Here is a 13,318-nt window from a genome sequence, read left to right as displayed (position 1 = left end):
TAAATCTTAAAAATCTAAGATTGTCTTAATCGACCAGTTTTTCGACTTTCATACTTTCACGATAATACTGACAGCCTTTATACAGCAGGAATACACCAATTAGGCCGGCTATCGCATTGACGATAGAAATCGAATTACCCACCATTAAGGTATTTTCATAATAACGGTCAGTAATCAGCGCCACCGCAGTTGTACCCACACCGAGTGCAATCAGGTTGGAAATTAGCAGGAATTTTGCTGATACCTGAGAGCGCAACTGGTTCGGTGTCAGCATCTGGGTAGCAGCGGCTGATGCCGGAATCGGGAAGGTGGAGAAGAACATCGCGACAAAGATCAATGCGAATGAAAGCTGCATATTGTTGACCTGAGTAAACAGCACACTTGGAATGATCAGGGCAGCACAGCCAATTGCACCGGCACGGATCGCTGCATCGCTATAGCCACGTTTAGAAAAGAAGTCGATGAGCCAGCCACAGAATAGAGCACCTGAAGTATTTGCGACAAGAATAATACTTCCAAGGATATATCCAGTCTGGCTTGCATCTAGACCAAAATCACGCATGTAGTAGGCCGGTGCCCAGCCGAGCAGGGAATACAGCATCATGGTGTAGAAAGAGAAGCCAATAAAATGACAGAAGAAAGTTTTTTTATGGGTTTTGATAAAACCCATAGAATTTTTAAAAGATGCTTTAACTGCGACACCATTGGCATCCATTTTGAGGCCTTTACGTTCTGGTTCACGTACGGTCAGAATCATCAGTAAGGCCAGTAATACACCCGGTAAACCGACAATCATAAAGGTCAGTTGCCAGGTTTTGATCTCACCAATTACCGGTAAAGTAATGAAGCTGACATCCTTGAGCAGACCAATCACATAACCACCGATTAGGAACGCCAGTCCTGAACCGATAAAAGCGCCAATAGCATATACGCCTAGCGCACGGCCCAGTTTATGTTTAGGAAACAGATCCGCCACGATTGAGTAAAAAGCAGGAGAAAGTGCGGCTTCACCTGCACCGACACTGAGGCGAGCCAGGAACATCTGGATAAAGTTTTTGCTTAGGCCGCAGGCTGCAGTTGCCAGACTCCAGAAAGCGATCCCGACCGAAATAATTTTCACACGGGATTTTTTATCGGCTAGTGCGGCAATTGGTACGCCCATAAATGCATAGAACAGAGAAAAGGCCAGCCCTTGTAACAGGCTGAACTGGGTATCACTCAGCATTAGGTCAGCCTTAATCGGTTCAATCATCAGGGATAAAATCTGACGGTCTACGAAAGACAGAATATAGGCCACCATACAGATGATCACGACATACCATTGATAGCTGCTACGTTCTGGAGCTGCTGGTGGAATTTCTGTAGCTACCTGTTCAGGGATAGGCGTAGTAATTTTTAGATGAGAATCGAGTGGTTGGACGTCATTGTCAACCTTGTCTATGACCAATGTTTTTTCATTCATCATGCAACATCCTGTGCAAGTTATAGTGATTGGTTTATTTGATACAAATTTAATTATTTTTATTTTTTACATGTATCAATTAGTCTAATCTAGGAGTAATTTGCATAGCCGTCAATATGTCTGGATTAAAAAGATACAATTATTTTTAAATAAATAAAAAAGGGAATCAAATAGACTCCCTTTTTGCTTTAAGTGTCTAAAAATAGTGCTTAAGCTGCTTTTTCTACGAGAGTCAGAATGTCATAAGTCGCGACCAGTTCATTGCGCTGGTTTTTCACTTTGATGTCCCAGACCACAACACCATGCGGTTTTTGCTCATCACGCAGTGGTTTTGGTGTTTTCTGCTTGCAGGTCAGTTCTACCTGAATGGTATCACCAATTTTCACCGGTTCTACGAAGCGCAGGTTATCCATACCGTAGTTGGCAATGACAGGACCTGGAGCAGCATCAACAAACAGGCCAGCAGCGGCAGAAACAATGAAGTAACCATGTGCGACACGTTCACCGAACAAGGATTCTGCAGCCGCAATCTTGTCCATATGTGCATAGAAGTAATCACCACTTAAACCACCAAAGTTGACAATATCAGCTTCAGTAATGGTACGGCGTGCAGTCAGCAGGCGCTCACCGATCCGCAGTTCGTCGAAAGATTTCTTGAATGGATGCACACGGTCTTCAAATACCTCCGCACCCGCGGTCCAGCTATGACCGACCTGAGTCAGCGCATTTGGTGAGCCTTGAATAGCAGTACGCTGCATATAGTGTTTCACTGCACGCAGGCCGCCGAGTTCCTCACCACCGCCAGCACGCCCCGGACCACCATGCACTAACAATGGGAGTGGTGAACCATGACCGGTACTTTCCTTGGCGCTCTCACGGTCCAGAATATGCACACGACCATGCCAAGGCGCGATCTTGCTGAGTAGCTGTTCAATATTTTCATCATGGTTACGCACAATTGAAGCAACCAGACTTCCTTCACCACGAGCTACTAATGTTGCCAGTTGTGACAGGTCACTATACGGCATCAGTGTAACCACTGGGCCAAAGGCTTCGATATTGTGAACCTGCTGGGCCTGAACTGGATCTTTACATAACAGCACTGTTGGCGGATAGAAAGCAGATTTTTCTGGGTGTGCGACCTGCATGCTAAAATCCTGGCGTAGGTGGCTACCCATGATGATTTCAGCTTCCTGTGCCAGTTGTTCTACCTTAGCAGCAACATCATGCTTCTGTTTAACGCTGGCCAGAGCACCCATGGTTACGCCGTCCTGTGCAGGATCACCGATGACTACTTTCTGTAGTTTTTCAGTCAGGCGCTGCTGTACAGTATCGAGTAATGCTGCTGGCACAAAGGCACGACGAATTGCAGTACATTTTTGTCCGGCCTTGGTCGTCATTTCACGGAAGACTTCACGCACAAACAAGTCAATGGTTTCATCGTTGGCTTGCTGGGTCAGGATGGCGCTGTTCACCGAATCGGCTTCCATGCTGAATGGAATGGAGTGGGCATTCAGGTGTGGATGTGCACGTAGTTTCTGCCCGGTAGCAGCCGAGCCTGTGAAGGTTACTGTATCCTGTGCATTCAGGTGATCAAATAGGTTGTAAGTCTGTCCGCAGATCAGCTGCAGAGCACCTTCTGGCAGTAAATTACTGGCTAAAATGTCTTTAACCACTGTATGTGTCAGTTCTGCGCCTTCTGTTGCCGGTTTAACAATACATGGCACACCGGCTAGTAGAGTAGGTGCAATTTTTTCCAGCATACCCCAGATTGGGAAATTAAATGCATTGATATGCACTGCTACACCGGCTTTTGGGCTCAGGATATGTTTGGCACCAAAGCTGCCCTGTTTGGATAGGGGAATCCAGGCATCTTCAACCAGTGCAGTTTCATCGCTGAGTTCACGGCGAACCAGACTTGAATAGGCAAACAGGGTGCCGATCCCACCTTCAATATCAATCCAGGCATCTTTGCGGGTACAGCCGGTTGCAGCTGCCAGGCAGTAATAATCTTCCTTACGTTCCAGTAAATATTGTGCCACCTGTTTCAGGGCATTGGCACGCTGGTGGAAAGTCCAGTAGGCAATGGCAGCCCCTTTCTGTTTGGCATATTGCACTACGTTATGCATGTCGATGCCGTGGCTGCTGACCTGATAAATCGCTTCACCACTAATGGCGTGATAGACCGTACGCAAGTCATTTTGTGCGCTATGTTCACCACCTAAAACCAGTGAACTCAATACTTTAACTTTAGTTGAATAATGCGCCTGTGTGTCGTCCTGAAGATCCGTGCTCTGGGTAGTGCTGTCCAGTTCCAACATTGTATAACTCCATTTATGATACGTTGTTGAGTTTATTTTTGCTTTTGATGTTTCATAAATTGCAATCAAAAAGCTTAAATGTCAATCATAATCCGCAAACAAAAAAGTAACTTTCATGTAATTAAAAATTTAAAAATATTAAAAACAATAACTTAGTTTAAAATGCTTTTTAAAAATATATGATACTCAAAAAATAGTATTGATTTTATATTTGTATCGTTTTAATTTGAGTGTATCAGCACTTGGGATAAGTGAGACAAACATGAATAAGCAACAACAAACATTCGATCAGAAGATAGAGCAGGACATTTCTATTGAAGCGAAGGACTGGATGCCGGATGCCTATAGAAAGACCCTGATCCGCCAGATTGGCCAGCATGGGCATTCAGAAGTGATTGGCATGCTGCCAGAAGGTAACTGGATTACCCGCGCACCGACTTTGAAACGTAAAGCGGTATTGCTGGCCAAAGTGCAAGATGAAGCAGGACATGGCCTGTACCTCTACAGTGCAGCAGAAACGCTTGGTGCAGACCGTGATGACATGATGGAAAAGCTAATTGCTGGCCGCATGAAATATTCATCCATTTTTAACTATCCAACCCTGACCTGGGCAGATGTGGCTGCGATTGGCTGGCTAGTAGATGGGGCGGCAATCGTCAATCAGGTGGCACTGTGTCGTACATCTTATGGTCCTTATGCACGTGCCATGGTGCGTATCTGTAAAGAAGAAAGTTTCCACCAGCGTCAAGGCTTTGAGGCCATGATGCAACTGGCACAAGGTACTCCAGAACAGAAACAGATGGCACAGGATGCAGTGAACCGTTTCTGGTGGCCAGCACTGATGATGTTTGGTCCAAGTGATGACAACTCTCCAAACAGTGCTCAAAGCATGGAGTGGAAAATCAAATTATTCAGTAATGATGCATTGCGTCAGAAATTCGTCGACAACACCGTACCGCAAGTATTGCAGCTTGGCCTGACTGTGCCAGACCCAGATCTGAAGTTTAATGAAGAAACAGGCCACTATGAATTTGGCGAAGTGAACTGGGATGAGTTCTTTGATGTACTGGCAGGCAAAGGTCCATGTAACCATGAACGTATTGAAGCACGTCGCAAGGCTTGGGAAGAGGGTAAATGGGTACGTGAATCAGCAGCAATTTATGCCAGCAAGCAACAACAGCAGTTAGACAACAGAAAAATTGCCTAAGGCAACGCAATAGCACAAGGATATGCAAATGAACAAGAATAACTGGTCTTTATACGAAGTATTTATTCGCAGTAAACAGGGTCTGAGCCACCGTCATGTCGGCAGTCTGCGCGCCTCTGATGATGAAATTGCCTTGCAAAATGCCCGTGACGTCTATACCCGCCGCAATGAAGGGATAAGTATCTGGGTAGTGAAATCTGAACTGATTACCTCATCTCAACCAGATGAAAAACCAGAGTTTTTTGATCCTTCACTGAACAAGGTCTACCGTCATCCGACTTTCTATCACATTCCAGATGGCATTGAGCACATGTAAGGTGGAGGGCAGAGCAATGACGAATCAGGTATTAGCACAATTTTTACTGCATGTTGGCGACAGCCAGCTCATCCTTTCACACCGTCTGGCAGAGTGGTGCGGTCACGCACCTGAGCTAGAGCTAGATATTGCATTGGCAAATATCGGTCTGGACCTGTTAGGTCAGGCACGTACAGCACTGAGTCTTGCCGGTGAAATTGAAGGACAAGGGCGTGATGAAGACAAACTGGCCTATTTCCGTACCGAGCGTGAATACCGCAACCTATTGCTGTGCGAACAGCCAAATAATGATTTTGGTCAAACCATTGTGCGTCAATGGTTGATGGATCATTACCATGCTTTGCTGTTTGCAGCACTCAGCAATAGCAAGAATGAAGACATTTCTTCATTCGCCATCAAGTCGCTGAAAGAGGTGAAATACCATTTGCGTTTTTCAACCTCATGGATGGAACGCCTGAGCTTAGGTACTGCAGAAGCACATGAAAAAATCCAGCATGGTCTGAATCAGCTATGGCGTTTTACTGAAGAGCTGTTCAGTCTGACTGCAGATGAGCGTCAGCTGGTTGATGCTTACCTGATTCCTGATCTGGAACTGCTGAAACCGAAATGGCTGGAAACCATATCTGCCGAGTTGCAACGTTTTGAACTGAGCTTGCCAGAAAGTGGTGCTTACCGTAGTGGCGCCAAGCAGGGACTACATACCGAACATCTGGGTTATGTACTGGCGGAACTGCAATATATGCAGCGCAGCTATCCAAGTATGAACTGGTAAATCCAACACATCACAGGGAGTGAGTGGCATGAATCTGATCAGACATGTAGAAGATCAATGCTGGGATATCCTGGCACAGGTTTCCGATCCGGAAATTCCGGTCCTGTCGGTCCTTGACCTGGGCATGATTCGCGGGGTGGAGATCAACCCGCAGGATGAAATCATCGTCCGATTGACCCCCACCTATAGTGGCTGTCCGGCAACCGATCTGCTTAAGGCGGAAATCACCCAGGCATTTGCAGTACATGAGCTGACGCCGGTCAAAGTCGTGGTTGATCTGTCAGAAGCCTGGACCACCGACTGGATGAGTGAGGAAGGCAAACAGAAACTGCAGCAATATGGCATTGCCCCGCCCAAAGGTGGTTCAAACAGCTGCGGTACCCATGTCGCACTTAGTGATGGTATCCAGTGTCCACATTGTCATAGTCACCACACCCGATTACTCAGTGAATTCAGTTCAACCGCTTGCAAGGCGCTGTACAAATGTCAGGAATGCCTGGAGCCGTTTGACTATTTTAAATGTATTTAAGGGCTTAAGCGCACAAGCCATAACAATAAAGCGTGAGATCGCCACAGCTTAAGAAGGATTTTGAAATGAGCCAGTTTATTCCGTTAACCATTAAATCGATTCAGCCTCAGACTGAACAGGCAATTTGCATTGCTTTTGAACTGAGTCCGGAACATGCCGAAAATTTTCAGTATCAGCCGGGCCAACACCTGACCATCCGTCACATGGCAGAACAGGGAGAATTGCGCCGTTGCTATTCGATCTGTAGCGATAGTGATGAAGACATGAGTATCGCGATCAAGAAAATTGATCAGGGCCAGTTCTCGACCTGGGCGAATGAAAACCTGAAAGTGGGTGATGTATTGGAAGTGATGCCACCACAAGGCGTGTTTTTCCAGAAAGCGGCCAAGGCCGGTGGTAAACATTATCTGGGCTTTGCTGCAGGCAGTGGCATTACACCAATTTTGTCTATTGTCAAAGCAGTGTTGAGCCGTCAGCAAGATGCCACTTTTACACTGGTTTATGGTAACCGTTCCTGGAAACAGACCATGTTCTCTGAACAGATCATGGATCTGAAAGACCGCTTTAACGAGCGTCTGCAACTGATCAACATTTTCTCGCGTGAGCTGAATAACAGCGAGATTTTCAATGGTCGTATCGATGCAGAAAAACTGCAGCAGCTGTTCCAGGCAGGCCTGATTCCAGCAGAAACCGATCACTGCTTTGCCTGTGGCCCTGAAGAAATGATGAATGCGGTAGAAACCGTATTGCCAACCCTCGGGATTGAACGTAACAAGATTCACACCGAACGCTTTAATACCGGTACTACACCAAGAGCCTCTGCACAGCAGATCGAAAGCCGTACCGAGGAAAAGGTCAACATCATTCTGGATGGCCGTGAGCTGATCATTGAAGTGTCCAAACAGGATGACAGCATTCTGGATGCGGCTTTACGTGCTGGTGCAGATCTGCCATATGCCTGCAAGGGTGGGGTATGTGCAACCTGTAAATGTAAGGTATTACAGGGTGAAGTGGAAATGGCGATCAACTATAGCCTGGAGGAAGAAGAAATCCAGAAAGGTTATGTGCTGAGCTGTCAGGCACGTCCAACTACTCAAAATGTTCGTCTCAGTTTCGACGAGTAAAGATTTTAAATTAAGCATTATGCAGATAAATGCATGAACGAAATAGAAACTTAAAAGGTGTGTAATGGATTACAAAACAATTATTGTTGAAGAAAAAAATGCAGTGGGCTACCTGACTTTTAATCGTCCAAAACAGCTCAACAGTTTTAATGAAACCATGCATCAGGAAGTATCTTCTGTCGTAAAGCGCTGGGCGCAAGATTCGGCAATTCGCGCTGTAGTGATTTCTGCAGAAGGACGTGGTTTCTGTGCTGGTCAGGACCTGAACGATCGTGTGGTTGATCCAAATGCTGATGCGCCAGATCTGGGGCTATCGATTGAAAAATACTATAACCCACTGATTAAACTGATTACTGAAATGCCGAAACCAGTCATCTGTGCTGTAAATGGTGTGGCAGCAGGTGCAGGTGCAAATATCGCATTAGCGTGTGACATCGTAGTAGCTGCCAAATCTGCTTCATTTATTCAGGCTTTCTGCCGTCTTGGTCTGGTGCCAGATTCAGGGGGTACCTGGTTCCTGCCACGTCTGGTTGGCCGTGCCCAAGCGATGGGTCTGGCGATGCTGGGTGACAAAATCTCGGCTGAACGTGCACTGCAACTCGGCATGATCTGGCAGGTAGTTGAAGATGATCAGTTAAAAGCAGAAGCTGAAAAAATGGCTGAACATCTGGCGACTCAGCCGACTTATGGTCTATCTCTGATCAAAAAAGCGATTCATGCCGCCGCAGACAATAATCTGGATGAGCAACTGATTCTAGAGCGCGATCTGCAACGTCTGGCGGGCCGTTCCAGTGATTATCGTGAGGGCGTTCAGGCCTTTATGCAAAAACGAACACCACAATATAAGGGCTGCTAAATCTGCCGGAGATGGATTTGACTCGGCTCAAAGTTGTGCGATTTTTTCCCTTCAGTTATCGCTTAGCAACTTGGTCGAGTTGAATTATTCCTGACAGGTATGAATATGATACCTATTTGGTCTGATGGTTAGTTAGGTCTTATGTTATATGTAGTAGTGCCCTGATAGTAAATGAAATCTGAAAAATATAGATTTATGCACTATTTTCTACTCAAGATATTGATCTATTAATTATTTTTATTTTATTTATTCAGATAAATAATTCGAATGAGTAAATAGAATTTAATATGACACAAATTTACAAATATTAAAAAATATGTATCGTATTTTTGGTGAAGAGTGATACATCCTAATATATATTGAACTAATTAGACAGCACTAGGACAGGCGCAACAAGGATCGCCAACAGACTAAGGGATGGCGAGCTAAGGAACAAGAACGATGGAACATGTTTATATTTTTGACGGTATTCGTACCCCAATTGGTCGTCATGCAGGTGATTTGAGTAGTATTCGTGCCGATGACCTTGCTGCTTTACCGATCCAGTATTTAAAACAGCAGCATCCTAATCTGCCGTGGGCAGAAGTTGATGAGGTAATTTTAGGCTGTGCCAATCAGGCCGGTGAAGATAATCGTAATGTCGCGCGTATGGCAGCACTTTTAGCGGGTTTGCCGGAAAGTGTGCCTGCCATTACTGTAAATCGTCTCTGTGCTTCCGGTCTGGATGCTGTCGGTCTGGCAGCACGTGCAATTAAATCGGGTGAAGCACAGTTTGTAGTGGCCGGTGGGGTAGAATCCATGAGCCGTGCGCCATTTGTACAATCCAAGCCAACCACAGCATTTAGCCGTACTCCGGAAATTTATGACACCACCATTGGCTGGCGTTTTATCAATCCAAAATTCAAGGCAGGTTTCGGCGTAGATAGTATGCCGGAAACGGCAGAAAACGTAGCTGAAAAATATCAGATTAATCGTGAAGATCAGGATCTGTTTGCTTATCGCAGCCAGCAAAAAACTGCACAGGCACAGCAGAATGGTATTTTTAAGGCAGAAATTCTGCCAGTAGAAATCAAAGGTGCTAAAGGTGCTACTCAGGTGATTGCTGAAGATGAGCATCCACGTGCCGATACTACTTTAGAAAAATTGGCTTCTTTAAAAGCACCATTTCGCAAGGAAGGTGGTTCGGTAACTGCGGGTAATGCATCTGGTGTCAATGACGGTGCAGCCTGTGTGCTACTGGGTAATAAATATTTCGCAGAACAATATGGGCTGAAACCGCTAGCACGGGTGGTAGGAATCGCCAGTGCAGGAGTAGAACCACGTTATATGGGTATCGGTCCAGTGCCCGCAGTGCAGAAAGTATTAAAACAGACAAACTTAAGTCTGGAACAGATGGATGTGATCGAACTGAATGAAGCCTTTGCCGCACAGGCGCTTGCAGTGCTACGTGAGCTAGGTCTTCAGGATGATGATTCGCGAGTCAATCCAAACGGTGGTGCTATTGCCCTTGACCATCCACTCGGAATGAGCGGTACGCGACTAGTGATTACCGCCATGAAAGAATTACAACGTAAGCAAGGAAAATACGCCCTTTGTACCATGTGTGTCGGTGTTGGGCAGGGTGTCGCACTGATTCTGGAAAATGTGGCTTAAGGACTGAATCAAAAGAGAAATCATCAGCAGTCAGGATGACTGCAGCAGGAGCAAGAATATGAATAACAAGGCAATGGAACAAATTGAAACCGCTTCAGTAGATGAATTACGTGGCCTGCAATTGGAACGTATGAAAAAAACACTACAGCATGCTTATCAGAACAGTACGGTTTACAAGAAAAAGTTTGATGAAGCCGGTGTTCATCCGGATGATCTGAAATCACTGGACGATCTGGCAAAATTCCCGTTTACCACCAAGCAGGATCTGCGCGAAAACTATCCATTTGGTATGTTTGCTGTGCCTCAGGAGCAGATTGTCCGTGTACATGCTTCTTCAGGCACTACAGGTCAGCCGACTGTAGTCGGTTATACCCAAAATGACATTAATACCTGGTCAGATGTGGTGGCACGCTCGTTACGTGCAGCCGGACTCAGCAATAAGGATACGATTCAGGTGTCTTATGGCTATGGGCTATTTACTGGCGGTCTAGGGGCACATTATGGCGTAGAACGTCTGGGCGCCACCGTAATTCCAATGTCAGGTGGCCAAACTGACAAGCAGGCCCAGTTGATTCATGATTTCAAGCCAACAGCTTTAATGGTCACTCCATCTTACTGTCTGAATATTATTGAGTGTCTGGAGAAAAAATTCGGGACTGCCAAGGACTGTTCAATCAAGACCGGGATCTTTGGTGCAGAGCCATGGACCAATGAAATGCGCCGTGAAATCGAAGAACGTCTGGGTATTGATGCACTGGATATTTATGGCCTGTCTGAAGTGATGGGGCCGGGTGTGGCGATGGAATGTCTGGAATCTAAAGATGGTCCAACGATTTGGGAAGACCACTTCTATCCTGAAATTATCCATCCGGAAACTGGTGAAGTATTACCTGACGGTGAGCTGGGAGAGCTGGTATTTACCACCATTACTAAAGAGGGTATGCCGGTGATTCGTTACCGTACCCGTGATCTGACACGCTTATTGCCTGGTACAGCACGTACCATGCGTCGTATGGACAAGATTGTCGGTCGCAGTGATGACATGATGATTATTCGTGGCGTGAATGTGTTCCCATCACAAATTGAAGAGCAAATCCTGCATATTCCGCAGCTTATTCCAAATTATCAGATTCAGATTTGTAAACAGGGTCATCTGGATACATTGCATATTCGTACCGAAATGCGTAAAGATAATGCTATAAATATGACACACCAATTGGCAAATCAGCTGAAAGTACAAATCAAGACCATGGTCGGGATTAGTGTCAGTGTGGAAGTTTTACCGGAAGGTAGCTTGCCACGTTCTGAAGGTAAGGCTCAGCGGGTGTTTGATATCCGAAAGTCCGCTTAAATACGTCTGGATGACAGGCTCAGGTCTGTCATCCGGCTTTGACAAGGTAAATTGAACGTAATGAATCCGAAATTAAAACAAGTAATTGATGATTTCATTCAGAATGAGACCCTCAGTGGGACCTCATTGGTAATGACGATTTTTGGTGACAGTATTTATCACCGTGGGGGAGTAATTAGTCTTGCCAGCCTGATTCAGCTGATGGATGTATTTGGCTTCAATGAGCGTTCTGTGCGTACCGCCGTATTCCGTCTGGTACAAAATGGCTGGCTGAGTTCTGAAAAAATTGGCCGCACCAGTTATTACCGGATTACCGAAAGCAGCCGTCAGCGTTTTATTACTGCAGACCAGAAAATTTACAGTTTCCAGCATAATGAATGGGATCAGAAATGGGATCTGGTTCTGCTCAGTTCAGTTGAACTGGAAAATAAACAGACACTGAAAAAAGAACTGGAATGGTTGGGCTTTGCCAATATCGCGACCAATGTCATGGCCTATCCGGGGTGTGATCAGCAGAAACTGCGAAACCTGTTACTGAATAACAAGATGACCGATCAGGTCGTAGTGTTTCGTGCTGAAACTTTACAGCTTTGGCAGGAATCTTATCCAACCATTAAACGCATGGTTGAGACTAACTGGCCAATCCCGGAACTGCATCAGCGTTATGAAAAATTTATTAGCGATTTCCGCGAGTTTTTCTATCTGGTGGAAAATGAAGAGGAACTGGATCCAGTACAAGCCTTTCAGATTCGTATCCTGCTGATCCATCAATATCGCCGTATTTTACTGAAAGACCCGAATCTGCCATTTGAACTGTTGCCAACAGACTGGTTGTCACTGATTGCGCGCAACCTGAGTACCAATCTATATCAGGCAGTATTTGCAGCAGGAGATGAGTTTTTCCTGGAGACTGCCCGGACAGCGGAAGGCTTTATGCCACCTGCACATCCACAATTTTATAAACGTTTTGGTGGCTTAAAGCAGCCAGAATTGACTTTTTAATATTTAAAAGATCATGAACCTAGTAGCTCAAGGAGGAGTCTATGCCATGTTATGCGATTGATGGGGTTATTCCTGTCGTCAGCCCTAAAGCTTATGTCCATCCTACGGCTGTGCTGATCGGTGATGTGATCATTGAAGCCGGAGTTTATATTGGTCCGTTCGCTTCGTTGCGTGCCGATTTTGGCCGGATTCATATCCAGAAAAATGCCAATGTACAGGATTCCTGTACCATTCATGGATTTCCGGACAGTATGACCTTGGTTGAAGAATATGGCCATGTTGGTCATGGTGCCATTCTGCATGGCTGCGTGGTACGAAAAAATGCCTTGATCGGTATGAACAGTGTAATTCTGGATGAGGCCGAAATCGGGGAGAATGTTATTGTTGGGGCCAACAGTACAGTTAAGGCTAAATTCAAAGTGCCAGCAAATAATCTGGTACTTGGCAGTCCGGCAAAAGTCATCCGTCCTTTAGAAGAAAAAGAAATTGCCTGGAAAAGCCATGGCACCGAGCAATATATCCAGCTCACTACACGTTGCTTGAATACCATGCAGGAAGTAGAAGCTTTAACCGAAAATTCCGCAGAGCGACGTAGTTATCAGAACCTTAAAGCGGATTATCAAATCAAGCAAAATAGTTAAACTCGCTGATTTTTAAAAAATTTAGATAATTAAAATACGCTAATTTTTTAGTTTTAAAATTATTGGAAATGAAACCAAATTACT

General features: G+C 45.4%; 12 protein-coding genes. 10 read left to right on the top strand and 2 right to left on the bottom strand.

The window, feature by feature from the left end; genetic code table 11:
- Positions 1-25 precede the first annotated feature (25 nt).
- Both B3143_RS10740 and paaZ read right to left on the bottom strand, forming a co-directional pair.
- On the bottom strand, positions 26-1,465 hold the full coding sequence (locus tag B3143_RS10740) for a spinster family MFS transporter (protein ID WP_286740482.1): 1,440 nt from the start codon (positions 1,463-1,465) through the stop codon (positions 26-28).
- A 206-nt stretch (positions 1,466-1,671) separates the two neighbouring features.
- Entirely contained in the window at positions 1,672-3,783 is a 2,112-nt protein-coding gene (gene paaZ / locus B3143_RS10735) for a phenylacetic acid degradation bifunctional protein PaaZ (protein WP_286740481.1), read from the bottom strand.
- 262 nt (positions 3,784-4,045) lie between these two features.
- On the opposite strand from paaZ, the gene paaA reads away from it, so the two are divergent.
- From paaA to B3143_RS10685, 10 genes are all read left to right on the top strand, one after another.
- The gene (gene paaA / locus B3143_RS10730; protein WP_286740479.1) at positions 4,046-4,990 is read left to right on the top strand and encodes a 1,2-phenylacetyl-CoA epoxidase subunit PaaA; all 945 of its coding nucleotides are present in this window, start codon (positions 4,046-4,048) and stop codon (positions 4,988-4,990) included.
- 28 nt (positions 4,991-5,018) lie between these two features.
- Positions 5,019-5,306 carry a 1,2-phenylacetyl-CoA epoxidase subunit PaaB gene (paaB, locus tag B3143_RS10725; RefSeq protein WP_286740478.1) on the top strand — a complete coding sequence of 96 codons (288 nt, stop codon included), beginning with the start codon at positions 5,019-5,021 and terminating at the stop codon, positions 5,304-5,306.
- Between the two features lie 16 nt (positions 5,307-5,322).
- On the top strand, positions 5,323-6,078 hold the full coding sequence (gene paaC / locus B3143_RS10720; RefSeq protein WP_286740476.1) for a 1,2-phenylacetyl-CoA epoxidase subunit PaaC: 756 nt from the start codon (positions 5,323-5,325) through the stop codon (positions 6,076-6,078).
- Between the two features lie 28 nt (positions 6,079-6,106).
- Entirely contained in the window at positions 6,107-6,607 is a 501-nt protein-coding gene (gene paaD / locus B3143_RS10715) for a 1,2-phenylacetyl-CoA epoxidase subunit PaaD (protein WP_286740475.1), read from the top strand.
- 65 nt (positions 6,608-6,672) lie between these two features.
- Entirely contained in the window at positions 6,673-7,731 is a 1,059-nt protein-coding gene (gene paaE / locus B3143_RS10710; RefSeq protein WP_286740473.1) for a 1,2-phenylacetyl-CoA epoxidase subunit PaaE, read from the top strand.
- Between the two features lie 64 nt (positions 7,732-7,795).
- The gene (paaG, locus tag B3143_RS10705) at positions 7,796-8,587 is read left to right on the top strand and encodes a 2-(1,2-epoxy-1,2-dihydrophenyl)acetyl-CoA isomerase PaaG (RefSeq protein WP_286740471.1); all 792 of its coding nucleotides are present in this window, start codon (positions 7,796-7,798) and stop codon (positions 8,585-8,587) included.
- 441 nt (positions 8,588-9,028) lie between these two features.
- Positions 9,029-10,240, top strand: a complete 1,212-nt coding sequence (gene pcaF, locus B3143_RS10700) for a 3-oxoadipyl-CoA thiolase (protein WP_286740469.1) — start codon at positions 9,029-9,031, stop codon at positions 10,238-10,240.
- Between the two features lie 58 nt (positions 10,241-10,298).
- Positions 10,299-11,591: a phenylacetate--CoA ligase PaaK gene (gene paaK, locus B3143_RS10695; protein ID WP_286740468.1), complete on the top strand. Its 1,293-nt coding sequence runs from the start codon at positions 10,299-10,301 to the stop codon at positions 11,589-11,591.
- Between the two features lie 60 nt (positions 11,592-11,651).
- Entirely contained in the window at positions 11,652-12,593 is a 942-nt protein-coding gene (gene paaX / locus B3143_RS10690) for a phenylacetic acid degradation operon negative regulatory protein PaaX (RefSeq protein WP_286740466.1), read from the top strand.
- Positions 12,594-12,634: 41 nt separating this feature from the next.
- Positions 12,635-13,234, top strand: coding sequence for a gamma carbonic anhydrase family protein (locus B3143_RS10685; RefSeq protein WP_286740464.1), 600 nt, complete (start codon positions 12,635-12,637; stop codon positions 13,232-13,234).
- The last annotated feature ends 84 nt before the right edge of the window (positions 13,235-13,318 follow it).

The sequence above is a fragment of the Acinetobacter sp. UBA1496 genome (assembly GCF_002324975.1).
In the GTDB taxonomy this organism is placed as follows: Bacteria; Pseudomonadota; Gammaproteobacteria; order Pseudomonadales; family Moraxellaceae; genus Acinetobacter; species Acinetobacter variabilis.
This window is presented reverse-complemented; position numbering and strand designations above follow the sequence as displayed.